The 24,021-nt window shown below is 36.3% G+C and carries 15 protein-coding genes; 1 reads left to right on the forward strand and 14 read right to left on the reverse strand.

Features of this window, described 5'->3' with window-relative positions; translation table 11 throughout:
- Positions 1 to 7: 7 nt before the first annotated feature.
- From AC4BHA_RS00695 to AC4BHA_RS00705, 3 genes are all read right to left on the reverse strand, one after another.
- Complete coding sequence (locus tag AC4BHA_RS00695; RefSeq protein WP_490557970.1) at positions 8 to 835, reverse strand: hypothetical protein; 828 nt, start codon at positions 833 to 835, stop codon at positions 8 to 10.
- A 184-nt stretch (positions 836 to 1,019) separates the two neighbouring features.
- Positions 1,020 to 1,304 (reverse strand): hypothetical protein, encoded by a 285-nt coding sequence (locus tag AC4BHA_RS00700; protein WP_139891914.1) that lies wholly within the window; start codon positions 1,302 to 1,304, stop codon positions 1,020 to 1,022.
- A 318-nt stretch (positions 1,305 to 1,622) separates the two neighbouring features.
- A complete protein-coding gene (locus AC4BHA_RS00705; protein ID WP_139891913.1) occupies positions 1,623 to 2,000 on the reverse strand; it encodes a PH domain-containing protein in 378 nt (125 codons plus the stop codon).
- A 247-nt stretch (positions 2,001 to 2,247) separates the two neighbouring features.
- Between AC4BHA_RS00705 and AC4BHA_RS00710 the strand changes: the two genes are divergently transcribed.
- Positions 2,248 to 2,400: a hypothetical protein gene (locus AC4BHA_RS00710; protein ID WP_490557971.1), complete on the forward strand. Its 153-nt coding sequence runs from the start codon at positions 2,248 to 2,250 to the stop codon at positions 2,398 to 2,400.
- Positions 2,401 to 2,591: 191 nt separating this feature from the next.
- Here AC4BHA_RS00710 and AC4BHA_RS00715 read toward each other — a convergent pair whose 3' ends face one another.
- The 11 genes from AC4BHA_RS00715 to AC4BHA_RS00765 form a co-directional block, all read right to left on the reverse strand.
- The gene (locus tag AC4BHA_RS00715; protein WP_140461479.1) at positions 2,592 to 7,055 is read right to left on the reverse strand and encodes a coiled-coil domain-containing protein; all 4,464 of its coding nucleotides are present in this window, start codon (positions 7,053 to 7,055) and stop codon (positions 2,592 to 2,594) included.
- A complete protein-coding gene (locus AC4BHA_RS00720) occupies positions 7,033 to 7,779 on the reverse strand; it encodes a DUF6063 family protein (protein WP_139891910.1) in 747 nt (248 codons plus the stop codon). The genes AC4BHA_RS00715 and AC4BHA_RS00720 overlap by 23 nt, the downstream gene beginning before the upstream one ends.
- Complete coding sequence (locus tag AC4BHA_RS00725) at positions 7,772 to 9,292, reverse strand: hypothetical protein (protein WP_257469040.1); 1,521 nt, start codon at positions 9,290 to 9,292, stop codon at positions 7,772 to 7,774. The genes AC4BHA_RS00720 and AC4BHA_RS00725 overlap by 8 nt, the downstream gene beginning before the upstream one ends.
- The gene (locus AC4BHA_RS00730; RefSeq protein WP_490557972.1) at positions 9,283 to 10,356 is read right to left on the reverse strand and encodes a Wadjet anti-phage system protein JetD domain-containing protein; all 1,074 of its coding nucleotides are present in this window, start codon (positions 10,354 to 10,356) and stop codon (positions 9,283 to 9,285) included. The genes AC4BHA_RS00725 and AC4BHA_RS00730 overlap by 10 nt, the downstream gene beginning before the upstream one ends.
- Before the next feature lie 709 nt (positions 10,357 to 11,065).
- Positions 11,066 to 13,357, reverse strand: a complete 2,292-nt coding sequence (locus tag AC4BHA_RS00735) for a glycoside hydrolase family 3 N-terminal domain-containing protein (RefSeq protein WP_490557973.1) — start codon at positions 13,355 to 13,357, stop codon at positions 11,066 to 11,068.
- Between the two features lie 94 nt (positions 13,358 to 13,451).
- The gene (locus tag AC4BHA_RS00740) at positions 13,452 to 16,571 is read right to left on the reverse strand and encodes an alpha-mannosidase (RefSeq protein WP_490557974.1); all 3,120 of its coding nucleotides are present in this window, start codon (positions 16,569 to 16,571) and stop codon (positions 13,452 to 13,454) included.
- A 488-nt stretch (positions 16,572 to 17,059) separates the two neighbouring features.
- Positions 17,060 to 18,565, reverse strand: coding sequence for a response regulator transcription factor (locus AC4BHA_RS00745; RefSeq protein ID WP_139891905.1), 1,506 nt, complete (start codon positions 18,563 to 18,565; stop codon positions 17,060 to 17,062).
- Positions 18,558 to 20,348, reverse strand: coding sequence for a sensor histidine kinase (locus tag AC4BHA_RS00750; protein ID WP_140461483.1), 1,791 nt, complete (start codon positions 20,346 to 20,348; stop codon positions 18,558 to 18,560). Before AC4BHA_RS00750 ends, AC4BHA_RS00745 begins: the two co-directional genes overlap by 8 nt.
- Positions 20,349 to 20,482: 134 nt before the next feature.
- Positions 20,483 to 21,934 carry an ABC transporter substrate-binding protein gene (locus AC4BHA_RS00755; RefSeq protein ID WP_066103711.1) on the reverse strand — a complete coding sequence of 484 codons (1,452 nt, stop codon included), beginning with the start codon at positions 21,932 to 21,934 and terminating at the stop codon, positions 20,483 to 20,485.
- Positions 21,935 to 21,954: 20 nt separating this feature from the next.
- Positions 21,955 to 22,887 (reverse strand): carbohydrate ABC transporter permease, encoded by a 933-nt coding sequence (locus tag AC4BHA_RS00760; protein ID WP_066104310.1) that lies wholly within the window; start codon positions 22,885 to 22,887, stop codon positions 21,955 to 21,957.
- Positions 22,888 to 22,983: 96 nt separating this feature from the next.
- Entirely contained in the window at positions 22,984 to 23,913 is a 930-nt protein-coding gene (locus AC4BHA_RS00765; RefSeq protein WP_066103708.1) for an ABC transporter permease, read from the reverse strand.
- Between the last annotated feature and the right edge of the window lie 108 nt (positions 23,914 to 24,021).

The raw sequence follows: 24,021 nt of genomic DNA on the forward strand, positions 1-24,021 counted from the left end.
GTCCTACTTAAGTTTCAAACAAAGTCCCATTTAACGCTTGTATATATCGCTCAGCAGATTTTTGAACGGCTTGTTTGGCATCCTTCTGAATGATACGATGAAAAGCGTTGTAAATTCGGTCAAAGTTCATTTTGGCTACTTTATCGGCTATGTCCATTACTTTTTTAGCAGGCAAGGGAATCAGATTGGGATAACTATACATAAAACTAACCCATTTACGATCAGCCACCACCTGAATAATATCTCCTGTCAACAAAATTCCTTTATGATGATTTCCTTTATTCCATTCAAGGACAGCGCCACCTTTAAAATGGCCACCTAATCTGTGAAGGATTAATCCTTCAGACAACTTTAAAGATTCTCCTGACCAAAATACAATTTTTTCACTTTTTCTTAATACCCACTCCTGGTCGTCTTCGTGTATATAGATTGGGATATCAAAGGCTTCAGCCCATTCTATCTGACTGGAATAGTAATGAGGATGTGACAATGCAATTGCATGTAAGCCACCCATTTTTTTAATTTTATCGACGGTTAATTGGTCAATATAAGTAATACAGTCCCATAACAATGTAAAATTATCGCTTTGAACGATGTATGCTGTCTGACCGATACCAACATCTGGTTCTGTTTTCATACTGTACAAATCTTTTTCTTCATACTTTATTTCATTTTTAAATTGTTTTGAAGATACCATCTCTTCCATTGTTGTCCACTGCTGCCCATTACGATTAATATACTGTCTTTCCTCACTGCAAATTAAACATTTCACCGGTGGGTCATTTAAGCAGTCCGTTTGTGTCCCGCAAGTTGTACAAATGTAAAGTGTACTCATTTTTATATCACCATCCCTTTAAATTGGTTCAGTTGTTTATGTGTTAAGTATATTAATTACCAAGAATTTTTACGTCCTGACAAAGGATGATATGATCTACAACTTAAGTCGCAAGTACTCCTGTATTTGTTAGATAAATAAAAGAGACCAGTTTCTATTTAACTGGTCCCCGTTCATTTGTTTCTTATTTAATTAGTGTCTTCTGAGCCCTAAAAAACTCAGTAAATGCAGCATTGATTTCCTTCGTTACTCTGAACTTAGATTTGCATCCAGTACAGCTATAACGGAAACCGCCTTTTTTAACATCCAAAAAGCCTATGAACATAAATATCGGGATTAAATACCAACCGGGCATTGGAATGCAGCACGCAATTAAAATAGCCAAAAACATCATATCTGAGACTGTAATTAGTTTTTTCACTTGATTTCCTTGGCATTTTCCGCATTTTACAATTTGTTGATCATTCATTATAATTCCTCCCTTTCATAATAATGAAAGCGCTTTAATAATTAGAATTAGGCAAAAATATTTAGTTCAGTTTGGTAAAACGTATTCATATCGTTCACAATTTAGACACATATTATAATATTCGTCACAAATTTATAATGTCCTTCATTATTTACAATTTATACAAAAAAAGATTATTTATTAGTATGGTTTTTTATGATTATATGAAGCAAAAAGACTACGGATTGTATTTGTTATGATGGGATTAGGTAAGAGGAACAATAAAAAAGGGAGAGCGTTTTAAAACGCCCTCCCATTATTAATTGATTATTTTTTTATTTATCCACAAACATAATACGCAAGCAATTTTTGAACATCTTCAATACTATTGCCTTTTTTGAATGTCTTAGTTATCGGCATGTCTGCTCCAGATAACCAAATTTTAAGCTCAGCATCCAAATCAAATGTTCCCGCTGTTTCTGTACTGAAATGAGTGATACTTTTGTAAGGAATGGAATGATACTCGATTTTTTTTCCCGTCATTCCTTGTATGTCTACAAGAATAAGTCTGTTGCCCGTAAAAACAATCATATCCCTGATTAACTTGTAAGCTTGTTGAACTTCTTCACCTGGAAACAATACTTCTTTTAAAGATTTGGATACTTCATCCTTACTTACTGTTGAAGAATTACCCATTAACCCATCCAAAATTCCCATCTATGTATCCTCCTTTATATTTCTGAATACTTAAATTATACCTTACAAATGATTTTATATAAAATGGAATTAAATACTATAATATATTTGTACAAGTGTTCGACAAAAAAGATACAGGTTCTGTATTTAATGAAAGATATGAATTTACAAATAGGATGCTTGGTGGATGTAGTTCCATCTTTATTTCCATACCCCACTCCATTTTTTTATTAGAGATTTAAGGATATTCATTAAAGGAGGAATTACAGTGCCAACTTGTCAAAACTGCGGCAGCAAATGGTCATGGAATGATTCATTTAAAAAATTAGCATCATTCCGCAAAAATATGAAATGTAATGATTGTGGAGCTAATCAATACCAAAGCATGTATTCAAGAAAAATCACATCTATTGTAGTATAATTTCCGCTGATAACAATTCGTATTACGGTACTGTTTAATTTATCTTTAACTTTTGTCATAATCATCGAATTAGTGTTGATGCTTGTTGTTTTATTATCAATGCCTCTTTTTTTACAATTGACTGATAAAGAAGAGCCGTTATGGTAAAAAAGGAGACTGCTTAGAATTTCAGCAGTCTCCTTGTCTTCTATTTAACTTTCTAAAACTTCCTCTTCCTGATAAATTCGATAGGCAGGTACCACTGTATCTGTCACAATCTCTTTACCATTTTCACGGACAAAATCAAGTTTATAATAAGAGTCAAAGCGCTGGCTGATCTCTGTTTTCACCAATTCAGGCGGTGTAACAACGATTAATTGGAATTTCAGTTTTTCTGCCACCGCAAAAATTGGATCAAGGACGTGCGCTGATGCCGCCTGACCAAATGGATTATCACATACTAATGATACCCAGCTGTTATCTGCTTCACTCTTAACCGATAGGAGCATCATCATCATGACCATCCGCGCAGATAATTTTTGGCCGCCGCTTCCGTCTGACTTCGTCTTAGAACCTTGGTTAATGGTTTTCCAGGTTGAGTAATGTTCCTTCTGAGGTCGTCCATACATGAACGCGTTATCTGTACGCATATTATAAACAAGCAGCTCAGGGAAACGATTGCGAAGAGAAACAAATAGTATTTGTTCATCACTGATTAATTGTTTGATTTCAACCTCTAGCGCTTTATTATGGTCATCAATTGTCTCGAATTGCTTCGTGATTTTATCAATTGCCATAACGAAATGCTGCTTTAAAAGTGGCTCCACCTCTTCCGCATTTTTAGGCAATAGATCTTCCTTCAATTGGACCAGTGGGAATGTCCCACGCTCATTTTTGATTTTCATTTTCGCAATCATGGAACGTATAGCATCGGACATACTCATAACCTTCATACTCGCTCGACTTGCCCAGAAATCCTGCGCCTTTTCAGCTCGTTCTTTATCACGGTCCAATTGCTCCAAACCGCTTCTTGAAAATCGTTTCATATTCGAAATAATGGTTTCAATATGAGCGTAATGGCGCGTATCCATGTGATCTAATGAGGTCAAAACTTCATTTTTAAAACGAATCTCCCAATCTTTATCCTCAATCGTCAGCTTTAGCTTACGAAGCGATTGTTCAAGCTTGGCATGTTTAACCTGTTTTTCTTCAAGGAAGTTTTGGTGAGCTTCACACCAGGCTAATATACACGATTTTCCTTGATTTTTGATTCTCTCCACGACCTCATCTGTATAAGGTACTGGATTTTCCTTGAGGATTACGGATAATGTTAATTGGTCTCCCTCATATCCATTAATACGTTCGTTTGTCTCTTTCAACTTCTTCTCAGTCTGATCCAATTGTTTTTTGGTTAATTTAGTTCGGTCTTTAATTTCTACCTCTTTAACATCCAGATCCTGATCTTCCCATTTTTCCGGCTCTTGTTCATGCTTGCTTAGCTTTTTCTGTGCTTTTTTCGCTTGTTCATTTGCCAGATTAAGAGAGGTTTCCGCAACGGTTACTTCCTTATCCTGCTTACGCTCCTCTTTATCTGCTTCTTTCGCTTCTTTTTGAGCAGTTTGCTGCAAACCCTCTAATATACTGATAGGTTCATCAGGTACAGGTCTTTCTCTCCAATCTTCATGTTGCTTTGCTAGCTTCTTCTCCAATTTAGACTTCTGAGACATTTCGGCTTCTTTCTGAGCTTTTAATGTAAGTAATTCCTGTGCCTGTTCTTCCTTGGAGCGCTGCAAGAGTTTTAATTCATTCAATTGCCCCATGATCTTATCTAATATATGCAGGGATAAGCTTGGTACTTCATCGTTACCCTCCATTTTTTCCGCAGGTGGAAATGAAGCGGAATGAACAAATTGCACGATTTCCTTAATACTCTGGTCGATTGCCAATTTCCATTCCAAATAGGTTTGATTCCATTGAGCACTTCTATCGTTCAGCTCATCTAAATCCTTGGCAATCTCAGCCTGTTGTGCAATAAGAGTAGCTTTATGCACTTCTTTAGCTTCAAGTAATTGTTTATGTTCTTCATATTTTTCTTTTTCCAGAATAAATGCTTCCAATGCATCTACATGTTTTCCACATTCCTCGATTCTCACTACCTTTTGATTGAGTTGTTCACGTAATTGAGCATGTAATTCTTTTTCTTTATCGAGGATTTGAACAGTTCGTTTTAATTCCGTATCAGCCTTGGATATTTCCTTTTCTTCCTGTTCAATGAATTTGGCAATATCTACACATAGATCTGTATCCGTCATTCTGTTTAATTCGTTATATAAACGGCGAAGAGATCGCTCTGATTTTCCAAGCTCGTCTAAAACATCTTTTTTCTCTTCGATTTTCTTGGAAATTGCTATCTTCCATTTCATAAATTCATTACGGTTTGTGATTAGTTCATGTTCCTCACCGTGCAAAACAACAAAAGAAGATACCGGAGTACCATTCATCTCTTCTCTCAAATATACAGGTACCGGGCTTTTAAATAGCCTTCCCTGTAAAAGATGATGATTGATCTTTTCCCATTGATTCCGGCTTACGACTAACCCAAACGGTAAAAGAGGATAGGACTCCAGATGATGAAGACGTTCATCTTCATCCAATGATTGCAGGTACTGTGTCCCATAGAATACATCTATTCCTGTTTTTTCATCAATCCACTCTTTAAACTCTTTTAGATCCTGATTAGCAATCCAAAAATTCTCATCGTTTAAATAATGGTCTAGCTGACTCTCCCACAGTTCTTTTTTAACCTGTTCACTCTCTTCCTGATTCTGCGTTAATTGACCTTCAATTCCGGCAGCGTATTTGGATAATAGAGCATGGGTCAAGGATGGTGAGACATCATCCAAAACTAATTTCATCCGTTCTAAAATAGAGGATTCTTTTAAATCCTGCTTTTGGTATGCCTCTTTCCAATTATCTCGTTTGGAGTTCAGATGTTTCAGTGACTCACGTAATGTTCCTAAGGAACCAGACAGTTCATTTTGAAACTCCTGTGTTTGTTGATCCTTATCCTGCAGTTGTTTTAACTCTTCCTGAAGCTGAATTAGATTTTGTTTAAAATGACTGATTAATCCAGATAAATCATATGTGATGCGGTCACCAAATTGGGTGGACATATCCTTTGATTTCACTTCAAAAGATTGAAGCTCATCCTGAATGGAAAGAATTTCCGCACTTAATTTAGCAATTTCAATCGTCTTTTGTTTATCATGACTACTTGATTCTTTAATCCGTTTAGTCAGATACTTTTTATAAGCATGGTACTGGTTATTGGATTGGGCAATATCTAGATTGGCCTTTTCCCATTCCGCTGTAACCTCGGCTTTAATTTCTTCCATTCGTTGATTCACTTGTTCTAATCCACTGTTTTGTTCAAGTTTACTCATTTGGTCAGTCAGATTAAGAATCGTATTTTCAAATTCACTCCATTCCTTTAATAACAAGGAGAAAGTGAATTCGTCCCTTATTGCTTGTTTTTCAGCGACAACTTCCTTCAACTGTTCGTGTTTCTCTTTGTTTTTCTGAAGCTGCTCTTCCCATTTACGTACATCCTGATGGGCCTTGGCATACTCCAAATTATCTTTTTCAAAGCGTAGGACAGACAGTTGCTTTGTTAATTGTTCAATCTCTGTTTCTAGTGAGATCAATTCTTCTTTTTCTTGTTTAATGACATGCTCCAAAGCACCGAGGAGCTGCTGGCCTTCCTTCGTACTTGCTTGTACAATTTCTTCATGCTCTACACCAATTCTGACATGATCTTCAAAAGGAACTATATCCTCTAAAAATTCCTTGTGGGCTTGTTCTCTTTTAAGTAAAACCGGCAAATCCTTTGCGATACTGGCCTGGCTTTTAAAGATTTCGATTAGGTCATTCTTTTGAGCTTCAGCTTTATTTAATACCTGGCTGACCGTCGGGATAATTCTCTTTTGAAAAAGGGAATGATCATCCTCCGCCCCTTCGAAATATTTACCAACTCCGCCTTCATCCCTATTAATCTCTTTCATAATGTCCCAATCTTTTCGATTAATGCCATATGTATCAAGAATGCGGTAATGTTTTTTTATGTCTCGATAAACATCGAATCCATTCCATTTAAAATAATCCTTCAGTTCTTCCGGATCAGCAACTTGCCCATTCTCGTATAGAGGAATATGCTCTAATGCTACATCCTCTTTACGATCAAATTCTCTGGCATAAAAAGTGATATTAGGAACAATCTTGGCTTCTCGCTCATCTGAACCCGTTTCCTCATTGAGATCCTCATCCAGCAGTTTCTTTTGCTCAGCAGAGAACATACCACCAGTCACTAAATGGCGCCCGTCAGAACCATCCAGTTCCCATTCGATTAATATGTGGAAAGTATACGGTGCAAATTGTTCCTTTTTATTAAAGAAAAATTGTTGGTAAAAACGATTATTTTGTTTGCCCCATGCTGTACCCGGTTTGAGTACCTGAAAGATGGATTGCAGGAAAACCCCTTTTCCACCACCATTCATCATCGCGATTAATCCGTTTGTTGATGTTTGTTCATTGTGAAAATCAAAGGTTGTGTCCTTATATTGCTTTTGCATCCCGTCATATTTCAGTCCGACGATTCTAATGCGATGGATTTTCGGCATGCTCCTGTTCCTCCGTTCTCATAAGTTCCTTCATTTGTTCATAACGGTCATAATCATGGTAAAGGAATTCAATCCGTTCAAATAACTCCATTTTAGGAACAGCTTTTGGTATATCATCTTTGTCCAAAATCACAATCAGCCCTTCAGTTTCGAGCAGTCTCATAGCGCTCGTAATCAGTCCGATACGCGTGCGCCTGTTCCCTTTCTTTGTACCGAAATCATCCGTTTCTATGACCATATGGACCCATGTAGTCACGATATCCGGCATATCAATGGCTTGTTCCTCGCCAAAGGATGGGTCCTCCTTTAACATTCGATTCCAGTTTGTAATCAGTTCATTAACCTGGCGTTCCAATGCATAATAGGTTATCCCTTCACGCTTTGTCCGAATTCTGGCTGCCTGATTCTTATCCACCATAGCCAAAAAAGCCATTAGGATGACACTCATTAAATTAAAATACTTCTTATTTTCTATTTGTTTATGCTTATCCTTCATATGGGTAAAATTAGTCGCAAAGACTGACCCTGCCGGCTGTACAACTAAATGGATACGTTTAGGCGATTCTATAATATAGGTTCCGGATTCATCTGCTAGTAATAGGACAGTTTGTCTGACTTCCGGCTCATAGTAGGTTTGAAAATGCTCGCTCGTTTCATCAATTACTTTTTCTTTTAATAAAGTAAAGTACACATGCGAAGCTTTTTTTATAATCTCATTATTCATTTATTCTTAGTTCCTCCCGGACACAAATTTTAAATGGTGTCATTTTGGTCCCATACCAATAGATTGGATCTGATCGATGATCAAACTCCGTATAAATATGACGGCCTTCCAATGATAAAAATTGTGGATATTCATTCATTAATCGATGAAGGAGGATTTCACGTTCATCCGTCAATGTTTCCAATTTCCTTGTCGGAGACATGATTTTGAGAGGTTTTTTATCAAACAACATCCATAAATCAATCGTTTCACTTTCTTCAAACCATTGATCCTGTACTTCCATAGGCATATCTGCTAAATCCGCTAATGAAAATTCTCCATATTGCTGTAAATACTCAAATACATATTTCCATGCTTTAATAACAGAGGACCAATCTGTTACTCGCTTGATTAATTCTTCTTCTTCATCCTCATCTTGATTCGTATCTTCTATTTGGAGAGTATGCGCCGATTCCTGTTCCATCCAAATCCAGTCCAATGGGAGAATAAATTCATTTTTGGGTGAAAACAACGGTCCAATAATTTGATCAATCAAATCGAAATCCTTAATTCCCTCTTTCATTAACCAGTTTTCATAAATATGCTCCCGGAATGAAACAAGGCTGTTTTCCCAAAATAGAGAAGGATTTTCTGCTTTTAATTTCATCTCATATGAAATATTTTGAATAACCAGCTTTGCAAACCGGTCATGAAGCTGTCTGGTATGTTCAATTTTTTCATGGAGAAGAATTAATTCTTTTTGAACCAATCCATTTTCTTCCGTACGTTTCGCTTTTTCAATCATAGACGAGATGGTACGGAAATGATTTTTCTCCTCCTCAAATTGTTCTTCAATCTCCCACCTGTTTTCCTCTCTCTGGTGTTCTTGCTCCAGGAGAAGAATTTTCGGGTTGTTCATCATCTCTTTCTGAAAGGAATATTCCTTTGTCATTAAACGATTCACTCTCGAAATGAGGTGATCTAAATTCCGTGTCGCTTTTTTGAAGTTACCATTTTTAATCAGCTGCATACTGTATAGCTGTTCAATCGTAATGGAGAACTCTTCCGCCATTTCCCGACTCATAAAAATCATTTCTTGTGCAACATCAGTTAATTTATAAACGATGGATCCACCCATCTCCAGGTTTGTATACAGTTCATCCATCATCACATAACGAAAGGTTTGAGTATCCCATACCTGTCTCGTTTCATCAAAATATAAGGATTCAAATGGCTTGCTGTATTCTTCCTTCCCCTGAAATAAGAGACCATTCGTAATTCTTTCTATTTGCTTTTCATCAGCCGTCAGCTTCATTTGTTTAATGCTGTCCTCAACCATATGTAAAATGTCGGTTTTTCTACGGCCATCATCATCATTTAATTCACGATAGAACATGGTCAGTAGAACTTGCATTAATATAGTCTGTATATAGGGCTTGAGTTCACCGATTTCCATTCCTTTTCCCAATTCGAACAAAGGATTCAATCGTTTCATCCTTTGAGAAAAGCCTTCCCACGATTCGTTCACATCCATCTCCTCCACGTTTCAATCGTTAAAACCTCTTGCGGAATTCGGTTTTTGGCAGCCCATAATTCATTTAAGCTGTTTTGCTCCTCTTCCGTGAACCAGGAAAAGAATCGTTCCCTGTGTATTTCATTACGTACCTGTCCTGTCTCCGAATTTGCCTGATCCATGCAGTCAAGCATTTTGCGGTAGATTTTTAAAGCAGGCTGAATGGTGCATTCTTGATATTTATCTATCAATCTCATACAAATGCTGTAGCCCTCTGCATCTAAGTCACCTACATAATAAAATAAATAGGAGGAATTCTTCGGGAAAAGTTTAAAGAAGAAGGAGAAGCTCCTTTCTATCTTTTTACCTTCACCATAAATAATCAGTTCCGGTTCGTAATCTAATATTTCTTCTTCCAGCAATTGAACGCAAGTATGGAAGAATGATAGATTTTCTACTATTAATACTCGTTTAATATCCGCTATCTGAACACCCGGCTTTAACCAAAATACAAACGGTTCTCCAAACTTCATACTTTTTAATTCTTCCATCGAAACGCCAATTCTTTGTAGAAATCCCTTTCCCTCAGGGAATAGATCAGAGTCAGTCAGAAATTTTTCATGCCCGAAAAGCTCAAGGCTCCGCTCTTCCAGCGAAACAATTTGTCTATCCTGACTTGATTTTAGAAACGAATAAAGATTTTTCACCCTGAACCATTCATCTTCCGTTTGCCATTCCGGATGGTTTTCATAATAAGAAAAATCAAATCGATCATTCAGCTTAAGCATCTCAAGACGATCCCATTTAGTGATTTCTTTTTTGATATTAACCCAATAAAATAATGGCAAGGCTGGATGCCGGCCATTTGTTTGTTTATTTAGTATCGGTATAAGAATATTTTCTTCAACGAGTCTTTCGATAACATCGTGAAACAATGTATACCCATCCATATCAAAATAGTCTTCTATATGTATTCTTAATTGGCTTTCCAAGACATTTACATTTAATTTTTTCTTTTGCTGAGGATGCTGTATATCCTCTATAAATTGTCTAACTCTAACTTCAACCTTATTAATAACTGCCACCTTCTTCTTGCTTCAACTTACTTATAGGATTATATCAAAAAATAACCTATTTTCTCTTGGAGAATTTTGTCGATACGTATTATTATACACAAGATTTTCTGCTTTTCGGCTTATAAATAGGAAAAAAGATGGCTAACATGATAGTAATAAAGTATTTTTAGTCATTGCTGTTACATTTCAAAAAACAAAGAGGATGAGACATAACTTATAAACGATCCTGAAAAGACGAACGAAATCTAATTTATCGACTTTGTTACTTATTAAAGAGTTAAGTTGGAAGAAAAATTCGTTCCATTGCGCGCTTACTCCACTCGCTTTCCGCGGGGAGGAAGCTGAGCCTGCGGGGTCTCAGCCTTTCCTCTACTTCCCGCAGGAGTCGGTGGCTTCCGCTCCATTCCACTAAGTTTAATAATGATATACAGAAGTAACCAATCTATTGAAAAAAAATAAAAATCCAAACTATTAGGCGAAATATCTATTAAAATATCACCTAATAGTTCGGATTTATCATTGACTGAAATACTTATGTCCCAGCCTCTTTGTTTACGATCATTTCTATCTACTTGTAATAAAAATAGGTATTTTTTTATTCAAAAAGAAGAACTAATAAACACATTACCAAAATAGGTGCTAACCTCTTTAAAATCGTTTTAATAGAAAAGGCTTCCTCTTAATCTCTAAATAAACTGCCCAAAAAATTTAAAAATCATCAGCCGATTTTAAGTGATACTTTTAGGGATTCAACAGGATTGCCAACTTCTAAATCAAAATTTCCCGGCTCTATGGTATACTGCCTTTGATTTCCGTAAATTTGCAATTCTTCTTTTCCAATATCAAAATTTACTTCTTTTGTTTCCCCAGCTTTTATCCAAACCTTTTTAAATCCTTTTAATTCCCGTACTCTTCTTGTAATGCTGGATTCTTTTCCCTTTAAATATAACTGAATAACATCATATCCATCACTGCCACCACTATTGGTAACATCTACTGAAAGATTAAATATTTGTCCAGCTGAAAGTTTATCTACTGAAATAGCCTGTTCCGAGCATTGTAGATTTTCATAAGTAAAGGTCGTATAGGATAGCCCAAATCCAAATGGGAAGAGACTGCTGCCTATCATATCAAAATAATCTTTTTTGTAATTCCCATCCTTGTGATTATAAAATACAGGAATCTGCATAGAAGACCTCGGGATGGAAACAGGCAATCTACCGCTTGGATTGACGTGTCCAAACAATATTTCTGCAATTGCCTGTCCACCCATTTGCCCTGGGTACCATGCGCTTAAAATCGCTGGGGCGTTTGCAGCAATCCAAGGGATCGCATGTGGGCGGCCCTGTATCAAAATCGTAATGGTTGGCGTACCTGTCTTCATGATTCGCTGCAATAATTGCAATTGATGACCCCCTAACTCTAAACTAGCTACGTCTACATTTTCGCCGCAATCCATTTCCTCTTCTCCTGTTATATTAACGACTGCGCCATTTAAATCGAACTGTGCCTTAAAATCCCTTGCGCTCGACCCACCTAGTACCACAATAGCTACATCCGAGCTTTCAGCAAGACTGACGGCTTTCTCGATTCCTTCCGTAGACCGTGAGCGAATGCCACATCCTTTTTCATATACAACTTCTGTCCCCCCTGCAAGCTTTTCGATTCCCTTAAGAACCGTAATAACATGATCTTCTTGTTGGAACGGCGTGTAATCACCCAATTGATTGTAGATTGAATTGGCATTGGGCCCAATTACCGCTATTTTTTTTAAATTATTCTTTAGCGGGAGAATTCCCTCATTTTTTAATAAAACAATCGACTGCCTTGCTGATTCTAAATTAATTTCCTCTTTTTGTGCAGTAATTCCAGCCCACTTGGTTACAACATAAGGATCTTCGAATAATCCCATTTTAAATTTCAATGTAAGAACTCTTCTAACGGCTTTATTAAGTTGTTCTTCACTAACAAGACCATCTTCAATAACCTTTTCTAAGGTGGTATATACATTATCCCAAAGGCTTATATCTATTCCGCTTTCAAGAGCCAGCGCAGCCGCCTTTTCTCTGCTTTGGGTCAAGTTGACCAAATTGTCTAGAGCGCAGCCATCTGCCATAACAGCACCGTTAAAGCCAAATTCCTCTCGTAAGATTTCATTGAGTAGATAGCCATTTGCATGGCATGGAATCCCATCGATTTCATTATATGCGGCCATACAAGCAAGTGCCCCGGAGTGTATAGCCGCAATCATTGGAGGCAGATGGATCTCCCTTAATTCTCGTTCACCTATAGATGCAGGTGCAGCATTATGGCCACCTGTTCCATTGCCCTGAGCTGCAAAGTGTTTTAATACCGCCACAAGTTTTCCAGCTTGAATAGTTTCACCATTATCTCCCTGCATTCCTTTTACCACTGCTTCTGTTAACCTTGAAGCTAAGTACGGATCTTCACTGAAGCATTCTTCTGAACGTCCCCATCTGGGATCCCGCAAAATATCGAGTGTTGATACAAGCGCCATATGAGCCCCTTTTGCCCGAACTTCCTCTGCTACAGCCGCCATCAAATCTTCGTGTAGATCCGGATTCCATGTCGCTCCTACACCTAAATTAACAGGAGTAATCATACTGTCGAGCCCTTGATGACCATGTGAGCACTCCTCTGATAGCAGAACTGGAATACCTAGCCGTGTGTTTTCTTTAATATATTGCTGTATCATATTCGCAACTTCAGCACTTTCACTTTTGGGAATTCCATTTTCATAATGAATGCCTGACCATGGATCGGATCGAAACAAACCGTAAATAACTCCGATTCCATCCCCAAATCGCACGTGGTTTATAAACTTTTCTGTTAATTCGTACCCTGATTCTGTTTTTCGGTAGGCTTCCCAACCATACATCTTTTGGTTTACCTGACCTACCTTTTCCTTTAGTGTCATTTTTGAAAGTAATGATTCTACCCATATTGATATCATTTCTGTTTCGTTTACTGAATCCATCGCATTATCCATCTTTCACCACCTCCTCTACCCTCATTGCTTGGATTTATATATGCTATACTGCTTAAGATATTTTGCAGGCGATACAAGATGAAAATCTAAGTGATTAGAATGTGACTAAAATCGTTTTTACTTCAAACGGCTTAAGATAGGAGGATAATTTATTTTTTTGAAATTGAACAGCGTCTTGTTTTTCCTCCAATAGGTTCGTTTCATCAGCAGAAAAAACCGACTTTCCAAATGTTACTTGTACTTCTTCCCTGCCGCCGCTTGATTCGTACATTCTTAAAATGATCCCCTTACCATCTTCAGAGGGTTTCAATGTATCGAGAACAGCATGTTTGCTCTTCATATCGATAAAAGAATGTGAGTTTGGAAGATTCCCACTATGAGAGGAGGCGTTTACACAAACGATAGGGTGATTCAATTCATAACCTCTCTTAACTACTTCCGCTTCTCTCCAATCCCCTTCATGCGGAAGCAGCGAGTAGATAAATTCGTGACTACCTAAGTCAGCTGTTGGATCTGGCCATTTAGAAGCTCGAAGTAAAGATAGACGAAGGGTATTATGTTTTACGTCATATCCATACTTGCAGTCATTGAGCAGGCTGACACCATAACCCGCTTCAGAAAGATCCGCAAAACGATGACCGCACACTTCAAATTGTGCCCTCTCCCAACTTGTATTCGTATGATTTGCTCTCTCCACTGATCCAAATGGAATTTCAAATGTGGCTTTCTGACAAAGGATATCAACAGGAAAGGCTACTTTTAATAATTTGTGATGCTCCTGCCAGTTCACTTTTGTATGAAAATCAATTCGACTACTATGATGGTAAAGAATCATCTCTTGTTCAATAATGGAATTTGACAACTGCCATTTAAAACGAATGGAATCCTGTGTCTCGCCTTTTTGAATATCTTTATCTAGCAAAACTATTGAATCAGCAGGCTGGTCATTAAATTTTGGGTCAATATCCCAGGCATCCCACACGATTGGCCGGTCATGAAACAACTGAAATTGATTGGCTAGTGCATCAGGTGCTAAAACCTCACGCTGTGCCTTTTTGTCATACAAGCGGAGCATTTCCCCTTTTTCATTCCATTCCACTACATAATATTCAGTTTCCCATCGGCTACCTACTTCCTCATTATCTTTTATACTAGGATTATCATAATCCATTAACCAGATAGTCTTGTAGCCAAGTTGAGGAATGTCAGATACATAAATAGATAATTCCAGTTGGCCATTTTTCAGTTGGCGGATGTCTGACGGCAAAACGTCACCATCATTATTAAGCGCTTTCTTACCTGCCAGTTCAGATCCCCCGATAATTCTTACCGTTTCTGACCTCGCCCATGACAAACTGTTAAATAGAAGGAATGGGGTTCCTTCACCCAGCGTATTTATTTGCTTTTCTAATACTACAAGAGCATTATTTTTAACATGCTCACCGGCAGTAAAAATTTCCTTGTAATCAGCTTCTGACTTTTCATACACCTCAGGAATTGATGAACCCGGAATAATATCGTGAAATTGGTTAAGAAGAAGTGATTTCCACCCTTTTTCCAATGACGGAGCAGTACCAACGTTTGCAAAGTAAGCTGCCATAGTACTCCAAAATTCTGCTTCTCGAAAAAGAACCTCAGCCTTACGATTCCATTTCTTATTCCGGGCATGTGTTGTGTATGTCCCTCGGTGAAGCTCTAAATACATATCTCCAACCCATGTCGGCAAATTGGGATCTTCTTGTTGAATACCATCAAAGAATTCGTGTGCTGTACTATTCACCACTGCTGGAAGTCCGGGAAGGGAGGTAGAGCGGTTTATATAATCAATCATTTCTTGTGTAACACCTCCACCTCCATCCCCGTGACCATAGAGAAGCATTTGTTTTGGATATAGTTGCTTTTGTTTATAGCTCCTCCAGTGATTATCAATTTCTTTTGGATGGGTATATTCATTCAAACCATGATTTAAATAGGAAAGAATTCTTGTTCCATCAATTCCCTCCCAACGAAATAAATCATATGGGAATGGATTAGTATCATTCCAGTTCATTTTGGTTGTCATAAAGTACTCTAATCCTGCTTTCTTTAACAATTGAGGTAGAGAGGCGCAATATCCAAATGTATCTGGAAGCCACTCAATTCTTGGCTGTTGACCGAATTCATCTTTATAGAACTTCATTCCATATAAGAGTTGACGCACCAATGATTCGCCAGAAGGTATATTTAAATCAGGCTCTACCCACATACCACCGACAATTTCCCAGCGGCCATCGGAGATATGCTTTTTAACCCTCTGATAGATGTCAGGATAATATTCTTTTACAAATGCGTATGCTTGAGGTTGACTTTGAGCATAGGTAAAGTTCGGATTCTCATCTAGTAAAGTACTCATCGTCGAAAAAGTACGACTGCACTTTCGGACAGCCTCCTTCATCGGCCATAACCAAGCTAAATCAATATGGGATTGACCGACCATTAACATCTGTCCCGGTATGCTACCAGGTAAATGTGCCAGATGTTTAATTAGCTTTTCTTCTATTTCTTTTATCCGTAAACTTTCACGTAAAGATTCAGGTTTTTCAAAAAGAACTTGATACTGAACTTCATTTAGAGCTTCGAAGATTTTTCCTCTTATTAAATCATCTTCAGGGAGCAATTTTGCAGTCTCAAAGTAACATGTAACAGTTGTTAAAAGACTTTTTATTGCTGGATTCGGCAATTCCAAGCACCCATTTATCAGATAAAGAGAAGGCGGGTCATATTCCGCAGGTTCATTTTGATGATTTAATTCATCTACTGCCTGAGGAACAGGATTAAATAATTCTATTTTGATATTAATTTTTTCTTTTCCCCTTGCTTTATCATTAAATGGCACATAATTTCTGTTTCGATCAATCCCTTGATAGGGCAAGCCATCGATCGAAACCAAACCCTCATGATGAGTTGGTCGTCCCTTTGCCCCAACTAGAAAATTTAATCCAAATTGTTGCTTTCTCCATTTTTCTGGTATGTATACATCTTTTTCAAGAAACATAGTTGTACCTGAATTGATTAACCAATCACCATTATTAACTAAAGGAGAACTTTCAGATTCTAATACATACTTAATAGGTTCCTCATATATCGCACGTTTCGTACGCCAATCGGAAATGGGTATAGCTTCTAGAAGTTGGTGATCTGCTAGATAACGAATGAATCGTTCTATTCTTTCCATTACATATCCCTCCAGGTACCTATTGAACAAATTAATAGACAAATTGTATGGCAGATGATAGGTCAGTATCATACTTTTCCATCAGGCACCAACAACTCAAATTACAAAAATCAGGCATTCTAAAAAACCTAGTGCTTTATCTTTTATCAGAAACTCTTCTAAATAAATTCTCCTTACCGTGTATCCAGATTTATCCTGTCGATGAATCAGGCTATGAGAGTTCATGGACATTTATTCAAACAATTATCTTAATCTTCATCTTTCTAAATAGGATGTACTGGTATAAATATGTAATCATTTTCATAATTTTAGCAATAATAAATGCCCCTTCCTATTGGGGAAAATATAGATTCATTGGATAAAATAAAGAATACTCAAATAGAAGATGCAATAAAAAAACGTATCAATTTGATACGTTTTTACTGGTAAATTCATGTGATATGAAAGTGGCCTAGCGATTTATCTTCAATTCCCTTCCACCAGATTATTCAAATCTTTCTCCATTCACTAGGTGTTGTCCCTATATTTTTCTTAAATTGTTTATAAAAGTAGGTTGTATCAGAATATCCTACTTTTTTGCCGATTTCCCCAGCGCGATAATGAGTTGTTTTTAATAATTCCTTAGCTTTTTCTAATCGATATCGATTCAGGTATTCAGAAAACACCAAGCCAACTTCTTTTTGGAATAATTGGCCTAAATAAATGGCGTTTATATGAAACTGCTGTCCAAGTGTTTTTAATGACAGACCTTCATGATAATGTGAATGAATATACTGAAGCACATTTTGCACAATCGGACTTCGACTATGAGTATGTTGATGAATGGCTTGGAGTAAATCATGACAGTACTCTTTTAGGATGGTTGTCATATGACTGATTTCAGTACTATAGACAATCCTTTCAACAGCTGCAGTATATTGAGAAAAATCATCGTGCTGTATGGAATAGTGGATATAGCAGATTAAATCAAATGTATATTTTTTCACTACTTGAGGAGAGATTAAATTTGACTGCTGTGTCAAATTTTCAAAGAAATGATCAATCTCCAATAAGAATACGTCTTCCCCATTCATTAGTTTTTTCACGATATTTTCTTTAATTTCTTTTTGTCTCTTTATTTCTTCCTGCCGATCCATTGCATTTTTATTGGAAATAAGAACATTGGGTTCGAAATTTAACTGCAGCAAACTATTTTCCCTTGCATTCGCAAAACTGTCCTCAAATCCATCAAGCGTATTGACTACCTTTCCCATAGATAAATAAAATAGTCCGGTCCCTAACTGTTCTTTATGTAAATGTTCGACTAGATTTTGATTTTGTCTCAATATATCCTCTTCATCATAACCTCCATAGATGATTACGATTTCCTGGAAAGGGCTAAAGAGACAAAGTGCTGAATAATTTTCCTCAATAAAGCTACGAACTTTGTTTAGTATCTCTCCATCTTGGTAATTCTCAATATTTAATATAGAAACATTATAAAGCTTTTCATTAAACTCAATACTGTATAATAACAACCTTTCATGAAAATCGTGCTGATCTATTTCACCAGTTAAATAGTTCCATAACGTATTATCCAACAGAGTTGTCTCATCATGCTGCTGCCTGGTGTTTACGATCGAATTTAACTTTCGGCCTGTATTTTGGATAGTTGTTAATAATTCTTCTTCATCTACTGGTTTTAGCAAATAATTCTCAATGCCTAACAATAATCCTTGTTTTATATACTCAAACTCTTGATAACCTGTTAAAACAATACTCTTAATCTCAGGCTTTATTTTATTCACTTCCTCAACTAAATCCAAGCCAGACATTTCGCCCATTAAAATGTCCGTGATAAGAATGTCAATTGGATGATTAATTAAATAAGCAAGAGCATCCTCCCCGCTTTCGGCAGTATAGGCAATTTCAAATCCATAATCCTCCCAATCTATTATGGCCTTTAGTCCTTTTGTGATAATCGGTTCATCATCTGCTAATAGTATCTTATACATGTTTGATCTCCTGCACAGGAATAGACAACTTAACCGTTGTACCTTGATCTTTGATGCTGGTCAAGGAAATTCCAAACTGGTCCCCATATTTAAGCTTTAGACGTTGATGAATATTTCTTAATCCGATTGATTTCACACCATCACCTTCTTCATGATTAATATGTTGAACAATGATGTCTAGTTTATCTTCAGACATTCCTTTGCCATTATCTTTCACGATGATATCTATTTTTTCACCTACTTGGTGGGCAAGGATTAATAATTCATTATTAAATTGATTTTTTTTGAAACCATGAGCAAAATAATTTTCAATTATTGGCTGTAATATTAATTTTTGTACCATTGTTTGTTCCACTTCATTTGGAATGTTGATATCCACACTTAATTTATCTGGATATTTAAATTGCATCAATTTCAAGTATTGATTAACATATCTGATTTCAGTGTAAAGCGGTACGGTATCTTTAGATTCCAAAGTATAACGAAAAAGCTTAGATAAATGAAAAATCATTTTACTGGATGTTTTAGAACCCTCTACAACTGCAACCATTCGGATGGCCTCAAGTGTGTTAAATAGAAAATGCGGATCTATTTGTGCCTGAAGGGCTTTTAATTCGGCTTGCTGCTGCTTCATATTCAACAGGTAGGATTGTTCAATATACTTATTTAGCTCTGTTAACATCGAATTGATATTGATAGATATCTTCGATAATTCATCTTCTTGCTTTGATATCGGAATTCGTGCATTCAAATCACCATTTTCTACCTTACGAACTATCTTTACGATGTTTTGAATTCGACGGGAATAATTCCTGGTAAAAGAAAAAGTTATTAAAATAGCAGCTAAAATAAGAAAGCAAATAACAACCCACATAGTCCCTCTAATGATCGTCAGCTTTTGCCATCCTTTATCGGGAATAACACTTATGTAAGTAAATTCCCCCATATTAGCAATCGTGTTTATGTGATAGTTTTCTTGCTTCCACTCTATTTTCGTCTCATTTGTTTCTCGTTTCACTTCCCTAATCATATCAATCGGGATACCTTTATTAACCGAATAAGCAATTTCTCCATTTCTATCAATAAGAAAGAAAGATACTGGTGCTCCTTCTTGCTTTCTTAACATTTTGTCTAACCATTCTGTTGAGTAGTAAAATGATATTTCACCAATTTTTTTCAGTGTTACTGGGTTATTCAGTATGATTCTTTTTGTTATTGTGTTTCTTAACTTTCGTTCTTTTAGCAAACCATCCCTGTTTAAGTTAGGTATTCCCTGAGAAAGAGAAGGATCTGCATTTGTACCAAGGTCAATTACGCTTTTATTCCAGCGGACATTATTATTGATTAATAAATATTCAATAGATTGATTCTCATATGAACGTAAACTAATGGCATTTAAATCACTATCCTGACTAAAATAACCATTAAAATAGATATCAATATTATTAGGAGTAAAAGATTTACTTTTCGAAAATCTATCTAAATGGTACTCCAAGTATTTTCCATAACCATTGTTGAGAGCGAAAGTTATATCATTGATCATTTCTCCATTTATATAAAGATCTCTTATAGCTCTATTAATATCTGCATCCTTGGATGAAAAATAATCTTCTACTCTTTCTAATGTCCGTGTATTAATATTAACTTCCTTTTGAATAATAATATCGGAATAATAATTTGAAACCGTAACAAATAAAATGATAACGGTTACAACAATAGTGATAGAGGATATCAAAAACAGTCTATTAAATACATTTTGCGTAAAGCGTTCTTTAAATTTCATATTAGAATCCTTTAGTATACAAATTGTATATATGTTAATTATAACATCGAATAGCAATATTTAGGTTATTAGGTTAAAAAGGAGTATGGTAAATAAAATCAAGCTGGAATGCACCAGCTTGATTTTTATGTTTATTATTGTTTGCTTTTCCATTCATCATATTGCTTTTGAATTTCTTTTAATACTTTATCGATTCCAGCCTCTTTCAATTTTTTATTGAATTTAGGCAGATATTCTTCCGGATCCACTGAACCTGTTCCAAGCGCCGGATAAAACTCCTTCGAAATATTCGTTATCGAAGCAAGCTCTGAGCGAACTGGATCACTATTAAAATTGAAACCAAGGGTTGGTGATTTAACGGCAGAAGCATTAAATTCTTCGAATTTCTCCCATTTATCCTTAGGATCTTCTTTGTATAGGTCTAGGATGAAATGGTTTCCTAAAGAATAGGATGGCATATTATAGCTGTCGATACGTGCAGGAAGATCTTCTATTGTTCCATCTTCGTTTTTCTTATAGTGGGTGCCCTCAATTCCTTTATCTACGAGGTTACGAAGATAGGAATCTGTATTAAGCAAATTTAGGAATTCCATTGCTTTTTTAGGATTTTTAGATGTAGCCGAAATGGCCTGAATTGAACCAGAAACAGAGTCATTTACAATGGTTGGCGGTTCAGCAGGTGCAGACACAACCTCGTATTTAGCTGAACGGGACCAAAGTAAATCAGCATATGGCTGTGATCCACCCATACGTACAAACCAATTTTCCACATCCATTGGCCATGTGTCTTTACTTGTAGCAGCATCTTCTTTTAGATAGCCAGCTTTATAATATTTATGCATCGTTTTAAACATATTCATAGCTTCATCTGTATCAAATGGATTAATCACTTGATCTGTTTCCCCTTCAAATGGGAATGCAAAGGGCATTTCACCATTAAAGACATAGTCATAGCGTAAAAATGCTTTAAATGTAGCCATTGGTGTAACACCAGATTCTTTTTCCTTAATAGTTTTCAGCATTGGCTCTAAATCTTCTAAAGAACCCACTTTAGAAATATCGAAGTTGTATTGGTCTACAAGTCGTTTATTAAACGTATAAACCGTTTGTCTTGCTACCTCTTTATTAGCAGGAATACCGTAAATTTTACCATCAATCTTGATACCTTCTAAAAACTGAGGATCAATAACCTCTTTCATCTCTTTTCCTTCATTATTCAACATATCATCAAGAGCCATAAATGCACCCTTTTGGGAATTTTGAACATAATCGGTTCCGTTTGTAAAAATGATGTCAAATTGTTCACCTGAATTGATCATAACTTGCGATTTTTGAGCCCAATCACCCCAATCAATTTGAGTCATTTTCACAGTGGCATTTATTTTCTCCTTTAGGTACTTATTTACCTCATCGAATACTTTATCCGTATCCTTTTGAGGTGTTCCGATGGTGTACCATTTAATTTCGTATGGGTCTCCATCTTTTCCGCCGTTTTCCTCATTTGAGCTTTCTTTGCTGGTGCATGCAGATAGGATTGTTCCAATCGATAGAACTAGTGCTAATAGAATCACAAATTTTTTCTTCATACCTCTCTCCTCTTTCTATATTATTCTTTAACGCCGCCAATAGTTAGTCCGCTGATGAAGTACTTTTGGAAGAACGGGTATGAAACTGCTATTGGTAACGTGGCGATAACAACCATTGCCATTTTAGCTGACTCTTGTGGAATCGTATCAAATAAACTTTGTTGTATTGAGCCAACATCTAAATTTTGCCTCATAAATTCAAGGTTTGCTTCTATTTTCATTAGTAATGCTTGTAACGGCACTAAATTCGGATTATCTATATACAACAAAGCCGTAAACCAGTCATTCCAATAACCTAATGTGCTAAACAATGCAATTGTGGCAATACCCGGTAATGACAGTGGAAAGATGATTTGGAAAAAAATCCTCCATTCACTAGCTCCATCAATTCGCGCTGATTCTAATATTGATTCGGAAACTGATTTCAGGAAAAATGTCCTCATTATGATGATATAGAAAGCATTCAATGCAAGCGGTAAAATTAATGCCCAAATTGTATTTTTCAATCCTAAAAATTGAGTAACAATTATATAAGTCGGTACTAGACCGCCGCTGAAAAGCATTGTGAAAAAGGCTAGGAAAGTAAAGAATTTCCGATATTTAAATTGCGGTCTTGAAATAGCGTAAGCATAAAAGGTAATCATTAACACACTTATAATGGTCCCGAGGATAGTAACAAGAATGGTAACGCCATAAGAACGGAATAATCGTTCCTTCATACTCCATAAATAAAGATATGCATCAGTACTCCACTCTTTTGGAAATAGCTGAAATCCATTTCTTACAATACTTTCTTCGCTTGTAAAAGAAATTATGATGACATAGATAAATGGAAATACACACATGAATGCTAATATTGCCAGAAACACACTGATAATTATGTTTACGACAGGGGAGATTTGCTGGGGGTCTCGATACTTTTTCCTTTTCTTATCCCCTCTTAGCTCTCCCATCGATTGTGAAACGACAACCGGTGCTGGATCTTGCTCTAGTTTAGCCATAAAGTTAGCCGCTTGAGCGACTCTCCCTCCTTTCCGAAGAAAAAAACTTTAAAACAATGCACTTTCCTCATCAATTTTTCTGACTATGTAATTCGTAATCATGACAAGGGTAAAACCTACAACGGACTGATAAAGACCGGCTGCTGTACTCATACCGATATCCCCAAGATTCATAAGACCTCGGTATACGAATGTATCAATAACATTTGTAACCGAATACAATGCTCCGGAATCTCTTGGTACCTGATAGAACAATCCGAAGTCCGAGTTAAAGATCTTTCCGATATTCATAATGGTTAAAATAATCATTAATGGCTTAAGCATTGGTAAAGTAACATGTTTTATTTGCTTCCATTTTGAAGCACCATCAATCATTGCTGCCTCGTAATATGTTCGGTCAATTCCAACTATAGATGCTAAATATACGATACTGCCGTAACCTATACCTTTCCACAAGCTCATAAATACTAGAATAAATGGCCAATATTTTGACTCGCTATACCATGAAATGGGATCAATATTGAACCAACTGAGTACATGATTCATTAGGCCATGATCAGTACTTAAGAAAGTAAAAACAAAATAGCTGCCAATAACCCAGGAAATAAAATGTGGGAAAAGGATAGAAGTTTGATAAATTTTTGATTGCTTTTTATTCACTAGCTCATTAAGCAAAATGGCTATTCCCACAGCAGCAATAAGCCCAACAACAATAAAGATAATATTATATAAGAGAGTATTTCTTGTTATAATCCATGCATCATTTGTACTGAACAAATATTTAAAGTTATCCCAACCTACCCATTCACTATTGATAACGCTTGCAAAAAAACCGTCTGGATGGATTCGAAATTTCTTAAAAGCTAATACTTGTCCAAACATAGGTAAATAGGAGAATACCAATAACCAAATGGTTCCAGGCAGGACCATTAGAAGCCAGACTCGATTTTTATATAGATCACGTGCAAATCTTTTCAAGTGTTTTTACCTCCCTTCAAACTATGTAAGCACTTTCATAACTATATTTTATAGGGAATAGAGCTTAATTTATAGTTGACTAATTTAGGATTAACTGGAAAAAACTTA

The organism is Pradoshia sp. Z3_51, assembly GCF_058215915.1.